The sequence below is a fragment of the Streptomyces sp. NPDC005576 genome, from assembly GCF_042871745.1.
In the GTDB taxonomy this organism is placed as follows: domain Bacteria; phylum Actinomycetota; class Actinomycetes; order Streptomycetales; family Streptomycetaceae; genus Streptomyces.
Genome location: NZ_JBIAJC010000008.1, coordinates 245,509 through 265,788 on the forward strand (window position 1 = coordinate 245,509; position 20,280 = coordinate 265,788).

Here is a 20,280-nt window from a genome sequence, read left to right on the forward strand (position 1 = left end):
TGAACCCCTTGGAATCGATCATCCAGGAGTGGAGTCGCTTCGGCGGACCGGGTGGCCGGACGGATCGGTGGTGAGCCAGGACCCGTCCCCGAGGGGCTGGAGGTCGTAGGGATTCCCGCTGTGGGCGTCGAGCGCGGCCCGGATGTTGCCGGAGCGCGCGTCCACGCGGTAGTGGCGAAACCACTCCTCCTCGTCCTCGGTCTCGCCGGCGAGGGTGACGACGACGGTGTCCGGGCTCAGGTAGCCGCCGCACCACTCCACGCAGATGTTCTCCGAGTCGTGCCCGAAGGCATCGACGGAGAGGGCGAAGGTGACCTCGCCGTCCGGGTAGGCGTGGATGGCCATGTCGCCCTGACAGTGATCGACCGTCATGAAGTGACGTCCGTCGGGTGACAGATCGATGAGGCACCTGTCGGTCCAGGGGTAGCGGTGGAGAGCCATCCGCCCCTCGGCCCACGACGCGCGGTGGATGACCGAACCGTCCTGCCCCTCGCCCACGTTCAGGAGGAGCTCGCCGCTCGCCCGGTGCACGAGCTGGATCCCACCGTGTCCCACGGTGTCCAGGTCCGCCTGAGCGAGCACCGCCCCGGTGCCGGCATCCAGGGCCAGCCACTGGTCGGAGCGGTCACGGCCGGCCATGGTGTCCGGCCGGTAGACCCAGACCGTGAGTCCGTCCGACGACAGCGCACAGCCGGGCGTGTGTCCGTGCCGTCTGTCCGACCCCGGTACGAATTCCGACCGCCAGACCTCGGCCCCGTCGGCCGTCACGCAGACGGCCGCGTTCAAGGTCGTGTAGAAGACCCGTTGGAGACCGTCGGCAGCGGCGTGGTCGACCACCTCGTCCCCGGCGGAAGGCCGGAAGATCAGGGCGGGCGACAGGACCCCCCGGGCATCGGCGGTGAGGTCGTAGGCGCATATGTCCGTGCCGACGAGCCGTGTGACCTGAGGGACGTGAGTGGAGCGAGTCATGCCCGGGAGGCTACGGGGAATGACCGGGCCGGTTCCGCCGTGGGCCGGGTTGCGCGGGGAGTGGAGGGAGCCCTCGGCCGTCTCCAGCCACTCCGATGCCACTCCGATGCCACTCCGATGCCACTCCGATGCCGCCCGGGCGCCGTCAGCTCCCCGTCTCCGGGGGCAGCATCGGGACGTCACCTCGTCGGGGGCGGTACGGGTGGGTGGTGCGGTGCTCCGCGACGCGCTCGTACGGGCCCCGGATGCGGGCGGTCGCGGCGTCGGGGCGGGGGCACGGTCGAAGTCGTGGGCGAAGGGCCGCCCGGCCGGCCCGTACGGAAACCCCGAGCGAGTCGCGCTGTCGGACGAGCTCCCGGCTTCCGGCCTCCGGGGCGACGGCCGCCACCCCGCCGACGCGGGCAGGCGGGGTGTGGTACTACTCCCCGTGCCGCCGCCGGACCATGTCGGCGCCCGGGGCGCGCCCACCCCGGCATGAGGGCGCCGGTACCGCCCCGTACACCCGGGGGCGGTAGGCGAGGGGTGGTGCCGCGGACGGTGCGTGCCGTATACGAGGCGAGGGCACGGAGGCGGCGTGGTGGTGCCTCCCCGGGGCACGGGCCCGCCCACCGCGGGCGTGCCCCGGCGCCGGCCGACGTCCGAGCGGGAGCGTCCCAGTTAACGCGACGGAAAAACTTTGGTCCTAACGTGCGTTGCCTGGCCGGTGACGCCCGCCTCGGCACCCGACGAACGAGTCGGTGTCCGACGGGGCTCCACCGCGCCGGGGCCGGTACCGGGCGCGAGACGATGAGGTGGAAGCGTGCAACTCACCCCGCACGAGCAGGAACGCCTGCTCATCCATGTGGCCGCCGACGTCGCCGGGAGGCGCCGGGCACGCGGCCTCCGGCTCAACCATCCGGAGGCGGTCGCGTTGATCACCTCCCACATCCTCGAAGGCGCCCGCGACGGCCGGACCGTAGCCGAACTCATGGCGTCCGGACGCACAGTGCTCACCCGCGCCGACGTCATGGAGGGCATCCCGGAGATGATCCACGACGTCCAGGTGGAAGCCACCTTCCCGGACGGCACGAAGCTCGTCACCGTCCACGAACCGATCGTCTGAGGGGCGCCGTGATTCCCGGAGAGGTCCTTTACGGCAAGGGGGCCGTGCCGATCAACGAAGGCCGCCCCGTCACCCGTCTCACCGTCCTCAACGCGGCCGACCGGCCCGTACAGGTCGGCTCGCACTACCACTTCGCCGAGGCCAATCCCGGCCTCGACTTCGACCGCGGTGCCGCCCGCGGCCTGCGGCTGAACATCGCCGCGGGGACGGCCGTGCGCTTCGAGCCCGGCATCCCCGTGGACGTCGAACTCGTGCCGCTCGCCGGCGCGCGCGTCGTCCCCGGCCTGCGCGGCGAAACCGGAGGTGCCCTCGATGGCTGAACTCGACCGTGCCGTGTACGCCGACCTGTTCGGCCCCACCACCGGCGACCGCGTCCGGCTCGCCGACACCTCCCTGCTCGTGGAGATCGAGGAGGACCGCTCGGGCGGCCCCGGACGGGCCGGCGACGAAGCGGTGTTCGGCGGGGGCAAGGTCATCCGGGAGTCCATGGGACAGGCCCGCACCACCCGCGCCGAGGGTGCCCCCGACACGGTGATCACCGGAGTGATCGTCATCGACCACTGGGGGATCGTCAAGGCGGACATCGGCATCCGTGACGGGCGGATCACCGGCATCGGCAAGGCCGGGAACCCCGACACCATGGACGGGGTCCACCCCGAACTCGTCATCGGGCCGGAGACGGAGATCATCGCGGGGAACGGCAAGATCCTCACCGCGGGCGCCATCGACGCGCACGTCCACTTCATCTCGCCCACCCTCGTGGACCAGGCGCTGTCGTCCGGGATCACGACCCTCGTCGGCGGTGGAACCGGACCGGCCGAGGGCACCAAGGCGACCACCGTGACCCCGGGCTCCTGGCACCTCGCCCGGATGTTCGAGTCGCTGGAGGCGTACCCCGTCAACATCGGCCTCCTGGGCAAGGGCAACACCATGTCCCACGAGGCCATGCGGGCCCAACTGCGCGGCGGCGCACTGGGATTCAAGATCCACGAGGACTGGGGGGCGACACCCGCCGTCATCGACGCCTGCCTGCGGGTCTGCGAGGAGAGCGGCGCTCAGCTCGCCATCCACACGGACACCCTCAACGAGGCCGGTTTCGTGGCGGACACCCTCGCCGCCATCGCGGGCCGCACGATCCACGCCTACCACACCGAGGGAGCCGGTGGTGGGCACGCCCCCGACATCATCACCGTCGTCTCGGAGCCGTACGTCCTGCCGAGCTCCACCAACCCGACCCGCCCGCACACCGTCAACACCATCGAGGAACACCTCGACATGCTGATGGTCTGCCACCACCTGAACCCGGCCGTCCCCGAGGACCTGGCGTTCGCCGAGTCCCGCATCCGGCCGTCCACCATCGCCGCCGAGGACATCCTGCACGACCTCGGCGCCATCTCGATCATCTCCTCCGACTCCCAGGCCATGGGGCGGATCGGTGAGGTCGTCCTGCGCACCTGGCAGACCGCGCACGTCATGAAGAACCGCCGGGGCGCACTCCCCGGTGACGGCGCTGCCGACAACCACCGGGTACGTCGCTATGTCGCCAAATACACGATCAACCCGGCCGTGGCACAAGGGCTCGACCGCGAGATCGGCTCCGTCGAGTCCGGCAAGCTCGCCGACCTCGTCCTCTGGGACCCCGCCTTCTTCGGTGTGAAGCCGCACCTGGTCATCAAGGGGGGGCAGATCGCGTACGCGCAGATGGGCGACGCGAACGCGTCCATCCCGACCCCCCAACCGGTCCTGCCGCGCCCCATGTTCGGTGCGGTGGGGCGGGCTCCCGCCTCCAACTCCTTCAACTTCGTCTCCAGCGCGGCGATCGAGGACGGGCTGCCCGAACGCCTCGGCCTCGGCAAACGGTTCGTGCCGATCACCAGCACCCGGGGCGTCACCAAGGCCGACATGCGGGAGAACGACGCACTTCCCCGGGTGCAGGTCGACCCGGACAGCTTCGCCGTGACGATCGACGGCGACCTGGTCGAACCCGCACCCGCTGCCGAATTGCCCATGGCCCAGCGCTACTTCCTCTTCTAATCGGGCAGGAACCATGTCACGCGCAGCCTTGCTCGTCCTCGCCGACGGCCGGTTTCCCGCCGGAGGCCACGCCCACTCCGGCGGAGCCGAACCGGCCGTCACAGCGGGACGCGTCCGAGACGCGGGCGACCTCGCCGACTTCTGCCGGGGCCGCCTGCACACCACCGGGCTCACCGCCGCCGCGCTCGCCGCGGCGGCGGCCCTCGGCCACGACCCGCTCGCACTCGACGAGGCGGCGGACGCCCGCACCCCGTCACCTGCCCTGCGGGCCACCGCCCGCAAGCTCGGCCGCCAGCTCATGAGGGCCGCCAGGTCCACCTGGCCGAGTCCCGCCCTCGACGCGCTCGCTGCCGCCCGGCCGCGCGGCGCCCACCAGCCCGTCGTCCTCGGGCTCACCGCGGCCTCGGCCGGCCTGACCCCCGAGGACGCCGCCTACTGCGCCGCGTACGAGGCGGTCGGCGGGCCGTCCACCGCCGTCGTGCGGCTGCTCTCGCTCGACCCCTTCGAGGCCACCGCCGTCCTCGCCCGGCTCGCCCCCGAACTCGACCGTGTCGCCGAACGGGCCGCCGCCGCAGCCCGGCAGGGCATCGACGCCCTCCCCGCGGCCTCGGCCCCGTTGCTCGACATCGCCGCCGAGACCCACGCCACCTGGCCCGTCCGCCTCTTCGCCTCCTAAGGGCTGTCCGACGATTCCCGCCGGGGGCCGCACGCCCGCCAGGAATTGTCGGACACGGCCCAGCGACCGCACGCACCGGACACCACCCAGCACCTTCCGTCACCCAGGAGCCCAGGAGCCGCACCATGCATCTCGACCACTCGCACGACGGGCCCGCCGCGGTCGGCGCGGACGCCGCACGTCCGGACGGCACCCGCCGAGCCCTGCGCATCGGACTGGGCGGCCCCGTCGGCTCCGGCAAGACCGCCACCGTCGCGGCCCTCTGCCGTACGCTGCGCGACGAGTTCTCCATCGCCGTGGTCACCAACGACATCTACACCCGCGAGGACGCGGAGTTCCTGCTCCGCAACGCGGTACTCCCGCCCGAGCGCATCCAGGCCGTCGAGACCGGAGCCTGCCCGCACACCGCCATCCGCGACGACATCTCCGCCAACCTCGAAGCCGTCGAGGACCTGGAGGACAGCGTCGGCCCGCTCGACCTCATCCTCGTGGAGTCGGGCGGCGACAACCTCACCGCCACCTTCTCCAAAGGGCTGGTAGACGCCCAGGTGTTCGTCATCGACGTGGCCGGCGGCGACGACATCCCGCGCAAGGGAGGCCCCGGCGTGACCACCGCCGACCTGCTCGTCGTCAACAAGACCGACCTCGCCCCGTACGTCGGCTCCGACCTGGGCCGGATGGCCGAGGACGCCGCCCGGCAGCGTGGTGAACTGCCCGTGGTCTTCACCTCGCTGACCTCCGCCGACGGCGTGGCGCCGGTGGCCGGGTGGGTCAGGTCGCAGCTCGCCGCCTGGTCCTCGTGAGCGTCACCGCGACCGCCCGCGTCCGCGCCGTCACGGACGGGCGGGGCTCCACCGCGCTGCCCGTGCTGGAGAGCGACGGCCCCCTCGCGCTGCGCCGGACCCGGGCCCCCGCCCCGTACGCGGGGGTCACGGTCGTCGGCGCCATGAGCGCACCCCTCGGCGGCGACCACCTCGCCGTCGAGGTGGAGGCCGGCAACGGGGCGCGGCTCACCGTCGGTGCCGCCGCCGCCACGGTGGCGCTCCCCGGCCCGGAGGCCGCCCGGTACGACGTCCGGCTGACCGTGGGCGAGGACGCCGAGCTGCGCTGGCTCCCGGAGCAGCTGATCTCCGCCCGCGGCAGCGAACTACGGATGACCACCACCGTCGAACTCGCCGCCACCGCACGGCTCGTGCTCAGGGAGGAGCAGGTCCTGGGCCGCCACGGCGAACCCACGGGCTCCTTGACCACCCGTCTCACCGTGCGGCGCGCGGGACGCCCGTTGCTCGACCAGGAGCTCGCCTACGGTCCCGGCGCCCCGGGCGGATGGGACGGGCCGGCCGTGCTCGGCGCCCATCGGGCTGTGGGCCAACTCCTCTTCGTGATGCCGGAGTTCGACGAGCAGCCGATGGGCCCCTGTCTCCTGGGCCCCACCGCCGTCCTCACCCCGCTGGCGGGACCCGCCGCACTGGTCACGGCCGTGGCCGCCGACGCCCGACTGCTGCGCGGGGTCCTGGACGGGGCCGTGCGACTCGTCCTGGGCGGTGAAAGTGCAGCTCAACGCGGCCGAGCGGCAGCGGCCTTGAGGAGCGAGCACGGCCAAGTCCGCTGATCGGTACCGCTGTTACCGGTTATCGGTTGGGTAAAGAAAGGTGGATGCGCACTGTTCTCAGGAACCTCACAGGGGAAATGATCCGCGGGAAACCGTAGATCCGTGCCGCACACGCGGCACGACACCCATGGGGGAGGTTCCACTTGAGACGCACTGCAGTGCTCGGCGCGGCCGGCACTCTGATCGCGGGGACGCTCATAGCGGGCATGACGGCCGCACCGGCGGCCGGAGCGGACAACCGGCACACCGGCGCGGCCGAGGCACGTGGAGCGGCGATCGCCGCGGAACGTGCCGCGCGCGAGGGCATCGACTGGGCGGACTGCCCCGCCGAGTACGGGCTCCCCAAGCCCATCCAGTGCGGCTGGGTGACCGTCCCGCTCGACTACGCGAAGCCGAACGGGAAGCGGATCAAGCTGTCCGTCGACCGCCACGTGAGCACCGGGACGGCCGCCGAACGCCAGGGCGCCCTCGTCTACAACCCCGGCGGCCCCGGCGGCTCCGGTATGCGCTTCCCGACCCGGATCACCAACAAGAACCCGATCTGGACGAAGGTCGCCGCGGCCTACGACTTCGTGGGCTTCGATCCGCGCGGCGTGGGCCACTCCGCCCCCGTCTCCTGTGCCGACCCGCAGGAGTACGTCAAGGTGCCCAAGGCCGACCCGGTCCCCGACACCGAGGCGGACAAGCGGGCCCAGCGCAAGCTCGCCGCCGAGTACGCGGCCGGCTGCGCCGAGCGCAGCGGCGATCTGCTGCCGCACATGACCACCCTCAACACCGTGCGCGACCTGGACGTCATCCGGGCGGCGCTCGGCGAGAGGAAGCTGAACTACCTCGGCGTCTCCTACGGGACCTACCTCGGGGCGGTCTACGGAACGCTCTTCCCGGGGCACCTGCGCCGCATGGTCGTGGACAGCGTCGTCAACCCGGAACGGAGCAACATCTGGTACGAGGCCAACCTCAACCAGGACGTCGCCTTCCAGACCCGCTGGGAGGACTGGCAGGCGTGGGTCGCCCGCAACGACTCCGTCTACCACATCGGCGACACGCCCCAGAAGGTCGAGCAGGCCTGGCTCACCCTGCGTGCGGCCGCCAAGAAGAACCCCATCGGTGGCGTCGTCGGCCCCGCCGAGCTCACCGGCTTCTTCCAGAGCGCGCCGTACTACGACTCCTCCTGGGCACCCGTCGCGCGGACCTGGAGCGCCTACCTGGCCGGAGACACCCAGGCGCTCGTCGACGCCATCGCCCCCGACCTCGGTGACCTCGCGGGCAACATCGCCACCGAGAACAGCAACGCCGTGTACACCGCGGTCGAGTGCGCGGACGCCCAGTGGCCCACCGACTGGCGCACCTGGGACCGGGACAACACCCGGCTGCACCGCGACTACCCGTTCCTGACCTGGGCGAACGCGTGGATGAACCTCCCCTGCGCCACCTGGCCGACCAAGCGCCAGTCGCCTTTGGAGGTGCGGACGGGCAAGGGACTCCCGCCCGTCCTGATCGTGCAGTCCACACGTGACGCCGCCACCCCCTACGAAGGAGCGGTCGAACTGCACCGGCGGTTCAAGGGGTCCCGGCTGATCACCGAGAAGGACGCCGGATCGCACGGGGTCACCGGTCTCCTCAACCCCTGCGTCAACGAGCGGGTCAACACCTATCTGCTCACCGGCGCCACCGACCGGCACGACGTGACGTGCGGCCCGCACGCCACGCCCGTCCCGTAACCGGGAGACCCACGACAGGGGAGCGCGGGTGGCCGGGACACGATCCGGCCACCCGCACTCCCACCCCCGCAGCCAGGCCGGAAGCCGACCGGAAGCCGCCGGAAGGGCCGCGGGGATCAGCCCTGCTCGCCCGGACGTCCGGGCCGCTTCGCGCCGGCCGCTGTGCCGGCCTTCACCTTCGCCGCGTACTCGTCCACGTACTCCTGCCCGGACAGATTCAGGATCGCGTACATGATCTCGTCCGTGACGGCCCGGATCGCGGCCTTCTGGTTGTCCAGCCCGGCGTACCGGGAGAAGTCCAGCGGCTCACCGAAACGGATCGTGACCCGCCGGATGCTCGGCACCTTCTGACCGGGCGGCTGGATCTCGAAGGTGCCGACCATCGCACAGGGGATCACCGGCACCCCTGCCCTGATGGCCATCACCGCGACCCCGACCTTGCCCTTGTAGAGGCGCCCGTCGTGCGAGCGGGTGCCTTCCGGGTAGATGCCGAGCAGCTCACCCTTGGCGAGGACGCCGAGCCCCTCACGGATCGCCGCCGCACCCGCCTCCTTGCCCGACCGGTCCACCGGGATCTGCCCGATGCTGTGGAAGAACGCCGCCGTCAGCCGCCCCTTGATCCCGGGACCGGTGAAGTACTCCGCCTTCGCCAGGAAGGTGATGCGGCGCTTGAGCATGGCGGGCATCAGGAAGTGGTCCGAGAAGGAGAGGTGGTTGCCGGCGACGATCGCCGCCCCCTCTGCGGGGATGTGGTGCAGTCCCTCGATGCGGGGCCGGAAGAGCAGCCGCAGCAGCGGGCCGAGCACGGCGTACTTCAGCACGTAGTAGAACACGGAGGGTGAACCTCGTTCTGCCGGATCGGCCTCGGGCTGCTTCGTACCGGACACCCGGGTGTGCGGGCCCGTCAGTGTAAGCGGTGCGGCGCCCCGGTCCGCAGGTGCGGACCGGACACCCGGTCCGGGCTGGCCGGGGCCCGAGCACGGCGCGGACCGGAAGCGGGCGGCCGCGTCAGGCGTCCCGGATGGCGAGCATGCCGAGCGTGCACAGCCCCAGCACCACCCACCCGAACCAGAGCCAGCCGTTGCTCCCCAACGCCACCGTGTACGCCGTCACCGCCACCAGGGCCGTGACGGTGATGACTCCCATGGACTTCGTCGATCCGGACATGCGCGCACGCTCCTCGTCGGCCGCGCGGCCGTTGGGACCATGGTCGCCCCCGAGACGGGTGGCGCGCTACCGTCCGCGCGTCTGCAATGAGGCGAGATACGCGTTGTAAGCCGCAAGCTCCTGGTCGCCGTCCCGGTCCGCCGCCCGGTCCTCGCGCTTCGCGAGCCGCTGGTCGGAGCGGTACCACTGGAAGACGAGCGCGATCAGCACCAGCACGGACGGCACCTCGCTGAAGGCCCAGGCGATACCGCCCGCCCAGCTCTGGTCGCTCAGCGCGTCGATGCCCAGCGAGGCCGGAGGGTGTTTGTACGACTCCACCATCGGCTGGGAGGCCATCATCAGGGCGATGCCGAAGAACGCGTGGAACGGCATCCCCGCGAACAGCTCCAGCATCCGCATCACGTAGCCGGGCCGGTGCGGGCCGGGATCGATCCCCATGATCGGCCAGAAGAAGACCAGACCGACCGCGAGGAAGTGCACCATCATCGCCAGGTGGCCCGGCTTCGAGCCCATGAGGAAGTCGAAGAGCGGGGTGAAGTAGAGGCCGTAGAGACTCGCGATGAAGAGCGGGATCGTGAAGACCGGATGCGTGATGATCTTCATGTAACGGCTGTGGAGCAGCATCAGCAGCAGTTCGCGCGGGCCCTTGGCGCCCCGCCTCCGCGCCACCGGCAGCGCCCGCAGCGCCAGGGTCACCGGCGCGCCCAGCAGGAGCAGGATCGGCGAGAGCATGCTGATCACCATGTGCTGGATCATGTGGACGCTGAACATGACCATGCCGTAGTCGTTCAGCCGGGTGCACATCACCAGGGCGATGGTGAGCACCCCGACCACGAAGAAGACGATCCGGTTGACCGGCCAGTCGTCGCCGCGCCGCCGCAGCCGCACCACGGCCCAGCCGTACAGGGCCAGTGCCGCGAGGCACCCGACCAGGAAGAACGGGTCCGCGGAGAACGCGAGCCCGCGGCCCAGTGTGAACGGCGGCAGATCCATGTCCATGCCGTGCCCGCCGTGATCCATCTGTTCACTCCTGCTGGGGGACGTCCCCGATTCGTGCCGGTTGTCCGGTCCAGACTAGGACTGCCCCCGACCGCGCTTGCGGCCGGGGGCAGTCCCGGGGGTGTCGTGACCGCTCCTGCCGGAAGCCGTGTGGCGGGAGCAGGAGGGGGCGGAGAGGCTCAGAGAACGCAGTCCACCTCGGCGTACCGCTCCGCCGGGACGGTCTTGAGGGTCTCCACCGCGGCGGTCAGCGGCACCATCCGGATGTCCGTGCCCTGGAGCGCCGTCATCATGCCGAACTCGCCGCGGTGCACCGCCTCCACGGCGTGCCAGCCGAAGCGGGTGGCGAGTACCCGGTCGTACGCCGTGGGGGTACCACCGCGCTGCACGTGGCCGAGGATGACCGGGCGGGCCTCCTTGCCGAGGCGCCGCTCCAGCTCGACCGAGAGCTGGGACGCTATCCCCGCGAAACGCTCGTGCCCGTAGATGTCCTCGGAACCGGTGGCGAAGTCCATCGTGTCGTCCTGCGGCTTGGCGCCCTCGGCGACCACCACGATCGCGAACTTCTTGCCGGCCGAGAAGCGCTCCCCGACGACCCTCGTCAGCTCGTCGATGTGGAACGGCCGCTCCGGCACCACGATGGCGTGCGCGCCGGCCGCCATGCCCGAGTGCAGGGCGATCCACCCGGTGTGACGGCCCATGACCTCGACGATCAGCACGCGCTGGTGCGATTCGGCGGTGGTCTTCAACCGGTCCAGTGCCTCGGTGGCCACGCCCACGGCGGTGTCGAAACCGAAGGTGACGTCGGTGGAGGCGATGTCGTTGTCGATGGTCTTCGGTACGCCGACGATCGGCAGCCCCGCCTCGGAGAGGAGGTTGGCCGCCTTCAGCGTTCCCTCGCCGCCGATGGGGATGATCGCGTCGAGGCCCAGGTCGGCGACGTGACCCCTGGCCCGCTCCACGCCATCGCGCAGGTGCGCGGGCTGGACCCGGGACGAGCCGAGGATGGTGCCGCCGAGGGACAGGATGCCGCCGACCGCGTCCAGATCGAGCTTGCGGTAGTCGCACTCGAGAAGGCCGCGCCATCCGTCGTGGAAGCCGATGACCTCGTCGCCGTGGTCGACAACTGCCCGGTGCACCACGGAGCGGATGACTGCGTTGAGACCGGGGCAGTCGCCGCCGGACGTGAGGACACCAATGCGCATTGCCCGAGGAACCTTTGCAACGTGGGCCGACGACCGGACCGCGTCGTCCGGCTGAATACCCGCCACCCTACCGGCGCAGGGTGGCGGGACCGAACCCTCTGTCCGCCTGCTGGACTCCGCTCGGTTGAGCCGGATTCAACTCAGACGAAACAAGGCCGTCACATCAGGCCGGCTGGGTCGCCGCGGCGATGCGTTCCGACCTCAGCGCCTCGTACCAGTGGTCGTTCACCGGCGGCAGCGCGTTGACGTCGAGGGCCAGCTTCAGCAGCAGATCGGCGACCAGCGGATTGCGCGCCAGCACCGGACCGTGCATGTACGTCCCGAACACGGTGTCGCTGTACGCGCCCTCCGTACCGTCCCCGGTGCCGTTGCCCCGGCCCACCCGGACCCGGGCGAACGGACGCGCCGTCGGACCGAGGTGTGTGATGCCCTGATGGTTCTCGAAACCGGTGAGCGGCGGCAGACCGAGGTTCGGGTCGATGTCGCCCAGTACGTCACCGACGCACCGCGCGCCCTCGCCGCGGGTCGTCACCACGTCGAGCAGCCCGAGGCCCGGCTCCCGCTCCCCGAGGTCGTTGATGAACTCGTGGCCCAGGATCTGGTAGCCCGCGCAGACCGAGAAGATGATCGCGCCGTTCGACGCGGCCCGGCTCAGTCCGCCGTCGCGGCGCAGCCGCTCCGCCGCCAGCCGCTGGGGCCGGTCCTCACCGCCGCCGATGAGGTAGATGTCGCCCGACGTGGGGATCGGCTGGTCGCTGCGTACGTCGACCCGCTGCACGTCGAGGCCGCGCTGCCGTGCCCGCCGCTCGACGACGAGGGCGTTGCCCTGGTCGCCGTAGGTGCTGAGGAGGTCGGGGTAGACCCAGACCAGACGCAGACCGTTGTTGCTCATGCTTCGTCCTCTCCGGAGGCCCTGGCGGGGATCAGTTGCCGACACGACGGCGCAGATCCTGGAAGGCGGTGTAGTTGGCGATGACCTCGATGCGGCCGGGCGGTGCCAGCTGGACGGCCTCGTCCAGGGTCTCGCAGACACGGAAGTCCAGACCGGCCACTTCGAGCCGGACGGCGAGGTCCATCTTGCGGTCCCCGAGCACGAAGATCGGGTGACCGGTCAGCTGCGTGTAATCGACGTCCCACAGCCAGGAGGTGTCCGTGCCGTCCGCGCCGCGCGCGTTGACGGAGAGGATCACCGGCGTCGGCGGGGGATCGATGAGCGAGAACGTCTCCAGCCAGCCGGCCGGGTTCTTCGCCAGCAGCAGCCGCAGATCGCGGTTGTGGAACGAGACCACGTCGTAACGGCCCGCCACCGCCTGCACCTGGTACATCCGCTCCAGCGCCACCTGCGGGGGAACCCCGAAGACGGCCGCCACGGCGGCCGACGAGGTGGCGTTCGCCCTGTTGGCGCGACCGGGCAGCTGGAGGTGGATCGGCCACGCGGAGCCGTGCGGGTCGAGCACGTAGTCGCCGTTGAGCGCCCAGCTCGGCGCCGGACGGCGGAATCCGCACTGCCCGCAGAACCAGTCGTCCCCGGGGCGCTGCATCACACCGCCGCAGGAGGGGCAGGACCAGGCGTCGTCCTTCCACGCCTGACCGGCCGCCACCCACACCACGTTCTGGGAGGACGAGGCCGCCCAGACGATCAGCGGGTCGTCCGCGTTGGCGATGATGACGGCCTTCGAGCCCGCCAGTCCCTCGCGCCAGTGCTCGGCCAGCATGCGGGTCTCCGCCGCGCGGTCGAGCTGGTCGCGGGAGAGGTTGAGCAGCGCGATCGCCTTGGGCGTCGTGTCGCGCGCCACTCCGGCGAGGTACTTCTCGTCGACCTCGATCACGCCGAACCGGGCGTCCGATCCGCCGGCCAGTGCCGAGGTGATGCCCGCCGGCATGTTCGCGCCGAGCGCGTTCGAGACGACGGGCCCAGCGGCCCGCAAGGCCTCGGCGATCAGCCGTGTGGTGGTCGTCTTGCCGTTCGTCGCCGACACGAGGATCACGTCCAGGTGCTGCGCCAGCCGCCCCAGCAGGTCGGGGTCGAGCTTGAGCGCCACCCGGCCGCCGATCACCGATCCGCTGCCGCGCCCCGCGGCGCGCGACACCGCCGCCGCGGCCTTGCCCGCCGTCACGGCGAGCTTGGCCCGCGGCGACAACGGCTCCGTGTTGCCTGCCATCGTCCTAGATCCTCCTTGCATCGGTCCACGCCCAGCCTATCGATGTCCAGCGCGACGGCCGCACCGCGGCACCACGGAACAGGGCGGTCAAGGCGGACCGTACCCTTACGGCCATGCGAAACCGCCCGATCCCCGGCAGTTCCGGAATCATTCGTACCGTGAGCACCCTCGGTGACCCCGTCCTCCACCGTGCCTGCGAGGACGTCACCGATTTCGGTCCCTCGCTCGCCCGGCTGGTGGAGGACATGTTCGCCACCATGTACGCGGCCCGCGGCGTCGGTCTCGCGGCCAATCAGATCGGTGTGCCGCTCCGGGTCTTCGTATACGACTGCCCGGACGACGACGACGTCCGCCACCTCGGCCACGTGGTCAACCCCCGGCTGGTGGAGGCGGACGGCATCACGGTACGCGGCCCCGAGGGGTGTCTGTCGCTGCCGGGCATCGAAGCGGGCACCGAGCGCTTCGACCGGGCGGTGGTGCGCGGGCGCACCGTCACCGGCGAGGAGATCGAGATCACCGGTACGGGTTGGTTCGCGCGCTGTCTCCAGCACGAGTGCGACCACCTGGACGGCACCGTCTACACCGACCGGCTGACCGGACTGCGCCGGGCGCGGGCGTTGCGCAAGGCCCGCCGGGCACCCTGGGCCGAACCGAGGCCTTAGGGCCTGTATGGGGTTGTCGAAGGCGCTCAGAAGCCGGGCGCACCCGGCTTGTCGCCCACCTCGGCCAGCCGGCCCCAGAGCAGGTCGGCGAGGCTGCGTACCAGGCGTTCGCGCGGGACGGGGCGGTCGCCGAGCCACCAGTCGCCCGCCGCGTGCATCATCCCGACGATTCCATGACCCCAGATCCGGGCCGTCTCTTCGCCGTCCGCGCCGAGCTCGACCCGCTCGGCGATGACCTGTCCCAGCTCCTCGCCGAGGCGCCGGAGCAGCGGCACGGAGTGCCGGCCGGTGTCGAATCCCGGTTCGGGCGCGGGGACGTCGTCGGACGGGTGCATCAGGAAGCGGTAGACCTGCGGGCGGGCCTCGATGGCCGCGAGGTAGGTGTCGAGGGTGTTCTCCACCCGTCGGCGGCGTTCGGCGGGGGCGTCGAGAGCGGCGCGCAGATTGCTCAGCAGGGCGTCGGTGTGGCGTTGCGCGAGGGCGCGGTAGAGGCCGCCCTTGTCGCCGAAGTGGCGGTAGAGGATCGGCTTGGTGATGCCCGCCTCGGCGGCGATGGCGTTCATGGAGGCCCTGGGGCCGTCCCTGAGCACCACCCGGTCGGCTGCCTCCAGCAGTTCCCGGCGCCGCTGCTCGGCCGCCGTCCGCTGCCGGTCGGCCTGTCGTGCGGTCTCCATCTTTCGCCCTTTCCCCACCCCTGACACCTCTGGCCTGGCGCTTTCCGCGCGCCCGGGCAACGTAACACCCCGGCTCGGACGGGCGCCGATCGGTCCATGAGCGGTTGACAGGGGCTACTTGCCGGTAACAGACTGCTGTTACCGTAAGTAACGCAATGTCGGGCAGTGCATGGAGGGGAACATGGCCGAGTTCACGCTTGAGCTCAACGAAGACCAGAAGCAGGTACGCGACTGGCTCCACGGCTTCGCCGCCGATGTGATCCGGCCGGCGGCGTCCGAGTGGGACGAGCGTGAGGAGACTCCCTGGCCGGTCATCCAGGAGGCCGCCAAGGTCGGCATCTACTCGCTCGACTTCTACGCCCAGCAGTTCTTCGACCCCACCGGCCTCGGCATCCCGGTGGCGATGGAGGAGCTCTTCTGGGGCGACGCGGGCATCGCCCTGTCGATCGTCGGCACGGGTCTGGCGGCCGTGGGTGTACTCGCCAACGGCACCGAGGAGCAGATCGGCACCTGGATCCCGCAGATGTACGGCGACGCGAACGACGTGAAGGTGGCCGCCTTCTGCTCGTCCGAGCCCGACGCCGGCTCCGACGTCGCCTCGATGCGCACCCGCGCCGTCTACGACGCGGCCAAGGACGAGTGGGTCCTCAACGGCACCAAGACCTGGGCGACCAACGGCGGCATCGCCAACGTCCACGTCGTGGTGGCGGTCGTCGACGCCGAACTCGGCTCGAAGGGCCACGCCTCCTTCATCGTGCCTCCGGACACCCCGGGGCTGTCCCAGGGGCAGAAGTTCAAGAAGCACGGCATCCGGGCCTCCCACACCGCCGAGGTGGTGCTGGAGGACGTCCGCGTCCCCGGCCACTGCCTGCTCGGCGGCAAGGAGAAGCTCGACGAGCGCCTCGCCCGTGCCCGCGAGCGGGCGAAGTCGGGCGGCGAGCGGGTGAAGAACGCCGCCATGGCCACCTTCGAGGCGTCCCGCCCCGCCGTCGGCGCCATGGCGGTCGGTACCGCCCGCGCCGCGTACGAGGTCGCCCTCGACTACGCCAAGACGCGCACCCAGTTCGGCCGCCCGATCATCGACAACCAGGGCGTCGCCTTCCAGCTCGCCGACATGCGCACCCAGATCGACGCGGCCCGGCTGCTGGTCTGGCGCGCGTCCTGGATGGCCGCCGCCAACAAGCCGTTCACCTCGGCCGAGGGCTCGATGTCGAAGCTGTACGCCAGCGAGACCGCGAAGAAGGTCACCGCTCAGGCCGTCCAGATCCTCGGCGGTAACGGCTTCACCCGCGAGTACCCGGTGGAGCGGATGCACCGCGACGCGGCGATCTACACCATCTTCGAAGGCACCAGCGAGATCCAGCGCCTGGTGATCGCCCGCACCCTCTCGGGCATGCCGATCCGCTGAAACGGGACAGCCGGGACGGCCGGTTCGGCCGGGGTGCTCGGGACAGGTACCCGGGCACCCCGGCCCCCGGCCGGGAACGTCAGGCGGGCAGCTGCGCCTCGATGGCGGCCACGACCTCCGGAGCCTCCGGCTCGGTGCGCGGGCGGATGCGGGCGACCGGCTCACCGGCGGGGGAGATCAGGAACTTCTCGAAGTTCCACTGGACGTCCCCGGCCGCACCCTCGGCGTCCGTGACCTTCGTCAGCTCCGCGTAGAGCGGGTGCCGGCTTTCGCCGTTCACGTCCACCTTCTCCAGCAGCGGGAAGCTGACGCCGTACGTCGTCGAGCAGAAGGACTGGATCTCCTCGGCGGTACCCGGCTCCTGCCCGGCGAACTGGTTGCACGGCACGCCCAGGACGGTGAAGCCCCGCTCGCCGTAGGTGTTCTGCAGGCGCTCCAGGCCCTCGTACTGGGGCGTGAGGCCGCACTTGGACGCGACGTTCACCAGCAGCACCGCCTTGCCGCTCCAGGCGCCGAGCGTCGTCGGCTCGCCGGTCAGGGTCCGCAGGGGGATGTCGTGCAGGGTCATCGGAGAACTCCTCGTTCGGAACTGCCGCCCGGTCAGAAGGCGTCGCCGCCCATTGTGGCCCCGGCGCCGTCCGGGCCCGCGGTCGCGTCGGGCTTCCCGCCCTTCCCGCGCTCACCGGGGGTCTTGTAGTAGAAGGTCGTGGCCCTGAGCGTCCCCGCCGGGTCCCGCGCGTACTCCGGCACCGAGCCGCACTCCGTCCACCCCGCCGCCCGGTACAGCCGCTCGGCGGCGCTCCCGGTCTCGGTGTCCAGGACCAGCAGGGACAAGCCCTCCGACGCCGCCCAGTCGTCCACGGCCGCCAGCAGTGCGCGGCCCAGCCCGCGCCCCCGGCCGGAGGGGCGGACCATCAGCTTCGCGACCTCGGCACGGTGGCGGGCGTTCGGCAGCGACGCGGGAACGAGGCTGACCGTACCGGCCACCCGCTCGCCGTCCCGGGCGAGCCAGACCCGCAGCGTGCCCGCCTCCACGGCCCTGGCACGCTCCCGCCACCAGTCCGCTGCGGCGCCCCGGTCGAGCGGATCGAGAAAGCCGACGGACGCGCCGTCGTGCACGGTGTCCACCAGCAGGGCGGCCAGTTCGTCGGCGTACGTGACGAGCTCGGGGCCCGATACGGGGACGATCTCGGTCATGGGAGGGGTTCCTTTCACGGCATCACGATGAGCAGGACGTACCGGGTCCGGTCCGGCCCCGGGCAGTGGAAACGGGAGGGGCCGTTCAGGCGGAATCGCAGGCAGTCGCCGGTGGCCAGGGTGTGCGTGGTCCCGTCGACGGTGATCCGGACCGTCCCTTCCCGTACCCACACGTGCTGTTCCACGCCGGGCACGGGAGGGTTCTCGTAGGAGATCGCCGCGCCCGGGTCGAGAGTGCCCTCGACGACCTCGCCGCGGAGTCCCGGGTGCGGCGGCGACACCGAGCGGCGGGTGAAGCCGACGGACGCGTCGTACCAGACCGGCTGCGACCCGGCGGGCACGTGGCGGGGCGGCTCCGCCTCGACCTCCGTCAGCAGGCGCGACATCGTCAGCCCGTACGCCGTGCACAGCCGGCCCAGGGAAGCCGCGGTGGGGCTCAGCTCGCCCCGCTCCACCCGCGACAGGGTGGATCTGCTCAGGCCGGTCGCACCGGAGAGTTCGTCCAGGGACCAGCCGCGTTCGGCCCGGAGTGAGGCGAGCCGGGCTGCCAGTCGGCTGTCGGCGGACTCCGCCCCGCTGTCATCTCTCATATCCGGGAGCTTATCCCGTATCTGGGATAAGTGGGGTTCCCCGCCGTGCTCCGGGCCCCACCCGGTAGCGCCCGTGTGCCGATCGGGTGACGGCGTGCCAGGCTGAGAAGTAAAGATTCCGTAGGGCCCGTCCGTTCGGGCCGCTCAGGGGCTTCGGGTACGGCAAGGAGGCCGACCATGGCCAGAACCACCCGGAAGACCACCGCGTTCCAGACCGGATGGACCACGTTCGCGGGCGTTTTGATGATCTTCGGCGGCGCGATGGCGGTCTTCGAGGGCATCGCCGCCATCGCCAAGGACGACGTGTTCGTCACCACCCGCAACTACATCTTCCAGTGGGACCTCACGGGATGGGGCTGGATCCACCTCATCCTGGGAATCGTCATCATCCTGGCCGGATGCGCGCTGTTCACCGGCGCGCTGTGGGCCCGGCTCATCGGTGTGGTGCTGGCGGGACTGGGCGCGGTGGCCAACTTCCTCTGGCTGCCGTACTACCCGTTCTGGTCGATCATCCTCGTCGCCATCAACATCTTCGTCATCTGGGCGCTGTGCGCGCGCACGGAGCACACGCCGCACACGCCCTGAGGACGGCGGACGCGGACTCAGGAGTGCGCCCCGACAGCCGGTCGGGGCGCACTCACCTGTCCCCGGACCGGATCACCGGGTCCCCGAAGGGTCCGCGGCGGGCAGACGCCCCGCGCGGACCGCTGCCACGAGCGCCTCGTGATCCCGCTCGTTGAGGTCCGCGTACGCCTCGGCGAAGACCCCGAGAGCCCGGTCGAAGGCGTCACCCCGCCCCAGGTACCCGGCGATGGCGATCCGGTCGCCCGACCTGGCGTGCGCACGGGCCAGGGCCGCCCCGCAGACCTCACCGAAGACGGCCATCCCCTCCGGCACCATGCGCTCCGGTTCGACGATCCCCTTCCAGTCGCGCAGCTGGCGGACGTAGAAGTCGCGGCGCCGGCCGTCGAAGCCCTCCGCCCGCTCCCAGCCGAGAAAGATGTCGCTCGACGCCTGCATCAGCCGCTGGCCGGCCACGACCCGCTCGCCCTGGTTGCGGTAGCGGCTCGTCCCGACATGGCCGGCGAGCACCGAGGTGTCGGCCTCCTTGGCCTGGAGGAAGAGCGGATCGTCGTCGTCCCTGCCGAGGAGGAGCAGGACCCAGCACCGCGTGCCGACGCTTCCCACGCCGACCACCTTGCGGGCCACGTCCACCAGCCGGAAGCTGGAGAGCAGCGCCCGGCGGTCGGACGGGAGGCTGCGGCCGTACCGCCGCAGCAGGACCCGGAACCGTTCCTCGGTCTCGATGCGTTCCGCGTCCGGCACCAGCTCCGCGAGCGGTACCACCAGAGGCGGGTCGGACACGATCCGGCGGCGGCCTCCCGACCACTCGGTGAGCTTCCCGTACACCTGCCGGCTGTCCCGGGTGCGGGCCTTCACCAGGGCGCGGTCGAGGTTCTCGCGCCCCCGCGCGGCGAGCTGCGCCGCAGCGACGGCCCGCAACCGCCCCTCGTCGATCTTCGCGTACCAGACGTCCAGGTTGCGCATCCCCGCGTACCCGGCCATCGACTCCCGGTACGACCTCACGGAGGCCCGCACGATGCGCGTGCGCTCACGGTCCGAGAAGCCGTTCGCCCGCGCGGCGATGACCAGGCTGGCAGCGAGCCGTTTCACGTCCCACTCCCACGGGCCCGGCAGCGTCTCGTCGAAGTCGTTGATGTCGAAGACGAGATTGCGTTCGGGCGAGGCCAGCAGCCGGAAGTTCAGCAGATGCGCGTCACCGCACAGCTGCGTGGTGATCCCGGAGTCCGCGGTGCCCGCCAGGTCCGCCGCCATGATCGCCGCTGCGCCCCGGTAGAAGCGGAACGGCGACTCGGTCATCCGGCCGTACCGGAGGGGGACCAGCTCCGGCACGCGCGCGGCGGACTGGGTCTCCAGGACCGTCAGCGGGTCGAACCGGCGCGCGGAGGGCTCGAAAGCCGCATGGGCCGACCGGGGGACCCTCTTGCGTACGGCCTTGCCCGCGGCGGCCCGTTCGGCAGGGGTGGCGCGAGGCGCGGTGCGCGACGCGGGGCGGCGGTCCTGAGGCATGACGGGCTCTC

The 20,280-nt window shown here is 71.4% G+C and carries 22 protein-coding genes; 10 read left to right on the forward strand and 12 right to left on the reverse strand.

Annotated features, from left to right (window positions below; all coding sequences use genetic code 11):
- Positions 1-18: 18 nt before the first annotated feature.
- Positions 19-969: a hypothetical protein gene (locus ACFYPN_RS16735; RefSeq protein WP_389298870.1), complete on the reverse strand. Its 951-nt coding sequence runs from the start codon at positions 967-969 to the stop codon at positions 19-21.
- A 799-nt stretch (positions 970-1,768) separates the two neighbouring features.
- On the opposite strand from ACFYPN_RS16735, the gene ACFYPN_RS16740 reads away from it, so the two are divergent.
- The 7 genes from ACFYPN_RS16740 (at position 1,769) to ACFYPN_RS16770 (ending at position 8,114) form a co-directional block, all read left to right on the forward strand.
- Positions 1,769-2,071 carry an urease subunit gamma gene (locus ACFYPN_RS16740; RefSeq protein ID WP_358756923.1) on the forward strand — a complete coding sequence of 101 codons (303 nt, stop codon included), beginning with the start codon at positions 1,769-1,771 and terminating at the stop codon, positions 2,069-2,071.
- Positions 2,072-2,079: 8 nt separating this feature from the next.
- Positions 2,080-2,391, forward strand: a complete 312-nt coding sequence (locus ACFYPN_RS16745; RefSeq protein ID WP_389298873.1) for an urease subunit beta — start codon at positions 2,080-2,082, stop codon at positions 2,389-2,391.
- Entirely contained in the window at positions 2,384-4,105 is a 1,722-nt protein-coding gene (locus ACFYPN_RS16750; RefSeq protein ID WP_358756927.1) for an urease subunit alpha, read from the forward strand. The genes ACFYPN_RS16745 and ACFYPN_RS16750 overlap by 8 nt, the downstream gene beginning before the upstream one ends.
- A gap of 13 nt (positions 4,106-4,118) precedes the next feature.
- Positions 4,119-4,781, forward strand: a complete 663-nt coding sequence (locus ACFYPN_RS16755; protein WP_389298875.1) for an urease accessory protein UreF — start codon at positions 4,119-4,121, stop codon at positions 4,779-4,781.
- Positions 4,782-4,906: 125 nt separating this feature from the next.
- Positions 4,907-5,584 (forward strand): urease accessory protein UreG, encoded by a 678-nt coding sequence (ureG, locus tag ACFYPN_RS16760; RefSeq protein ID WP_358756931.1) that lies wholly within the window; start codon positions 4,907-4,909, stop codon positions 5,582-5,584.
- Positions 5,581-6,393 carry an urease accessory protein UreD gene (locus ACFYPN_RS16765; RefSeq protein ID WP_389298878.1) on the forward strand — a complete coding sequence of 271 codons (813 nt, stop codon included), beginning with the start codon at positions 5,581-5,583 and terminating at the stop codon, positions 6,391-6,393. The genes ureG and ACFYPN_RS16765 overlap by 4 nt, the downstream gene beginning before the upstream one ends.
- A 143-nt stretch (positions 6,394-6,536) precedes the next feature.
- Positions 6,537-8,114: an alpha/beta hydrolase gene (locus tag ACFYPN_RS16770; protein ID WP_389298880.1), complete on the forward strand. Its 1,578-nt coding sequence runs from the start codon at positions 6,537-6,539 to the stop codon at positions 8,112-8,114.
- A gap of 116 nt (positions 8,115-8,230) precedes the next feature.
- Here the strand turns inward: ACFYPN_RS16770 and ACFYPN_RS16775 are convergent, their stop codons facing one another.
- The 6 genes from ACFYPN_RS16775 to ACFYPN_RS16800 all read right to left on the reverse strand — a co-directional run bounded on the left by ACFYPN_RS16775 (position 8,231) and on the right by ACFYPN_RS16800 (position 13,647).
- A complete protein-coding gene (locus ACFYPN_RS16775; RefSeq protein ID WP_358756937.1) occupies positions 8,231-8,947 on the reverse strand; it encodes a lysophospholipid acyltransferase family protein in 717 nt (238 codons plus the stop codon).
- Between the two features lie 175 nt (positions 8,948-9,122).
- Positions 9,123-9,281 (reverse strand): hypothetical protein, encoded by a 159-nt coding sequence (locus tag ACFYPN_RS16780; protein WP_358756939.1) that lies wholly within the window; start codon positions 9,279-9,281, stop codon positions 9,123-9,125.
- 66 nt (positions 9,282-9,347) lie between these two features.
- On the reverse strand, positions 9,348-10,301 hold the full coding sequence (locus tag ACFYPN_RS16785; RefSeq protein WP_358756941.1) for a cytochrome c oxidase assembly protein: 954 nt from the start codon (positions 10,299-10,301) through the stop codon (positions 9,348-9,350).
- 158 nt (positions 10,302-10,459) lie between these two features.
- Positions 10,460-11,485: a 6-phosphofructokinase gene (locus tag ACFYPN_RS16790; protein WP_358756943.1), complete on the reverse strand. Its 1,026-nt coding sequence runs from the start codon at positions 11,483-11,485 to the stop codon at positions 10,460-10,462.
- Between the two features lie 163 nt (positions 11,486-11,648).
- Entirely contained in the window at positions 11,649-12,377 is a 729-nt protein-coding gene (locus ACFYPN_RS16795; RefSeq protein WP_358756945.1) for a glutamine amidotransferase, read from the reverse strand.
- A gap of 31 nt (positions 12,378-12,408) precedes the next feature.
- A complete protein-coding gene (locus ACFYPN_RS16800) occupies positions 12,409-13,647 on the reverse strand; it encodes a MurT ligase domain-containing protein (protein ID WP_358756947.1) in 1,239 nt (412 codons plus the stop codon).
- A gap of 113 nt (positions 13,648-13,760) precedes the next feature.
- Between ACFYPN_RS16800 and def the strand changes: the two genes are divergently transcribed.
- Positions 13,761-14,309, forward strand: coding sequence for a peptide deformylase (gene def, locus ACFYPN_RS16805; RefSeq protein ID WP_358756949.1), 549 nt, complete (start codon positions 13,761-13,763; stop codon positions 14,307-14,309).
- Positions 14,310-14,335: 26 nt separating this feature from the next.
- Here def and ACFYPN_RS16810 read toward each other — a convergent pair whose 3' ends face one another.
- Entirely contained in the window at positions 14,336-14,983 is a 648-nt protein-coding gene (locus ACFYPN_RS16810) for a TetR family transcriptional regulator (protein WP_358756951.1), read from the reverse strand.
- A 181-nt stretch (positions 14,984-15,164) separates the two neighbouring features.
- Here ACFYPN_RS16810 and ACFYPN_RS16815 point away from each other — a divergent pair, with 181 nt between their 5' ends.
- On the forward strand, positions 15,165-16,391 hold the full coding sequence (locus tag ACFYPN_RS16815; RefSeq protein ID WP_358756953.1) for an acyl-CoA dehydrogenase family protein: 1,227 nt from the start codon (positions 15,165-15,167) through the stop codon (positions 16,389-16,391).
- Positions 16,392-16,470: 79 nt separating this feature from the next.
- Here the strand turns inward: ACFYPN_RS16815 and ACFYPN_RS16820 are convergent, their stop codons facing one another.
- The 3 genes from ACFYPN_RS16820 to ACFYPN_RS16830 are packed head-to-tail and all read right to left on the reverse strand — an operon-like array spanning position 16,471 to position 18,178.
- Positions 16,471-16,959, reverse strand: a complete 489-nt coding sequence (locus tag ACFYPN_RS16820; RefSeq protein ID WP_389298884.1) for a glutathione peroxidase — start codon at positions 16,957-16,959, stop codon at positions 16,471-16,473.
- Between the two features lie 32 nt (positions 16,960-16,991).
- Positions 16,992-17,588 carry a GNAT family N-acetyltransferase gene (locus tag ACFYPN_RS16825; protein ID WP_389298885.1) on the reverse strand — a complete coding sequence of 199 codons (597 nt, stop codon included), beginning with the start codon at positions 17,586-17,588 and terminating at the stop codon, positions 16,992-16,994.
- Between the two features lie 14 nt (positions 17,589-17,602).
- Complete coding sequence (locus ACFYPN_RS16830; protein WP_389298887.1) at positions 17,603-18,178, reverse strand: helix-turn-helix domain-containing protein; 576 nt, start codon at positions 18,176-18,178, stop codon at positions 17,603-17,605.
- 177 nt (positions 18,179-18,355) lie between these two features.
- On the opposite strand from ACFYPN_RS16830, the gene ACFYPN_RS16835 reads away from it, so the two are divergent.
- Complete coding sequence (locus ACFYPN_RS16835) at positions 18,356-18,763, forward strand: hypothetical protein (RefSeq protein WP_358756960.1); 408 nt, start codon at positions 18,356-18,358, stop codon at positions 18,761-18,763.
- 72 nt (positions 18,764-18,835) lie between these two features.
- On the opposite strand, the gene ACFYPN_RS16840 is transcribed toward ACFYPN_RS16835, so the two are convergent.
- A complete protein-coding gene (locus ACFYPN_RS16840) occupies positions 18,836-20,269 on the reverse strand; it encodes a DUF2252 domain-containing protein (RefSeq protein ID WP_389298889.1) in 1,434 nt (477 codons plus the stop codon).
- Between the last annotated feature and the right edge of the window lie 11 nt (positions 20,270-20,280).

Coding starts and splice junctions, on each gene's coding strand:
- ACFYPN_RS16820 (WP_389298884.1), bottom strand. CDS start 16,959: ATGACCCTGCACGACATCCCCCTGCGGACCCTGACCGGCGAGCCGACG.
- ureG (WP_358756931.1), top strand. CDS start 4,907: ATGCATCTCGACCACTCGCACGACGGGCCCGCCGCGGTCGGCGCGGAC.
- ACFYPN_RS16735 (WP_389298870.1), bottom strand. CDS start 969: ATGACTCGCTCCACTCACGTCCCTCAGGTCACACGGCTCGTCGGCACG.
- def (WP_358756949.1), top strand. CDS start 13,761: ATGCGAAACCGCCCGATCCCCGGCAGTTCCGGAATCATTCGTACCGTG.
- ACFYPN_RS16800 (WP_358756947.1), bottom strand. CDS start 13,647: ATGGCAGGCAACACGGAGCCGTTGTCGCCGCGGGCCAAGCTCGCCGTG.
- ACFYPN_RS16795 (WP_358756945.1), bottom strand. CDS start 12,377: ATGAGCAACAACGGTCTGCGTCTGGTCTGGGTCTACCCCGACCTCCTC.
- ACFYPN_RS16835 (WP_358756960.1), top strand. CDS start 18,356: ATGGCCAGAACCACCCGGAAGACCACCGCGTTCCAGACCGGATGGACC.
- ACFYPN_RS16840 (WP_389298889.1), bottom strand. CDS start 20,269: ATGCCTCAGGACCGCCGCCCCGCGTCGCGCACCGCGCCTCGCGCCACC.
- ACFYPN_RS16755 (WP_389298875.1), top strand. CDS start 4,119: ATGTCACGCGCAGCCTTGCTCGTCCTCGCCGACGGCCGGTTTCCCGCC.
- ACFYPN_RS16750 (WP_358756927.1), top strand. CDS start 2,384: ATGGCTGAACTCGACCGTGCCGTGTACGCCGACCTGTTCGGCCCCACC.
- ACFYPN_RS16825 (WP_389298885.1), bottom strand. CDS start 17,588: ATGACCGAGATCGTCCCCGTATCGGGCCCCGAGCTCGTCACGTACGCC.
- ACFYPN_RS16830 (WP_389298887.1), bottom strand. CDS start 18,178: ATGAGAGATGACAGCGGGGCGGAGTCCGCCGACAGCCGACTGGCAGCC.
- ACFYPN_RS16780 (WP_358756939.1), bottom strand. CDS start 9,281: ATGTCCGGATCGACGAAGTCCATGGGAGTCATCACCGTCACGGCCCTG.
- ACFYPN_RS16785 (WP_358756941.1), bottom strand. CDS start 10,301: ATGGATCACGGCGGGCACGGCATGGACATGGATCTGCCGCCGTTCACA.
- ACFYPN_RS16810 (WP_358756951.1), bottom strand. CDS start 14,983: ATGGAGACCGCACGACAGGCCGACCGGCAGCGGACGGCGGCCGAGCAG.
- ACFYPN_RS16815 (WP_358756953.1), top strand. CDS start 15,165: ATGGCCGAGTTCACGCTTGAGCTCAACGAAGACCAGAAGCAGGTACGC.
- ACFYPN_RS16790 (WP_358756943.1), bottom strand. CDS start 11,485: ATGCGCATTGGTGTCCTCACGTCCGGCGGCGACTGCCCCGGTCTCAAC.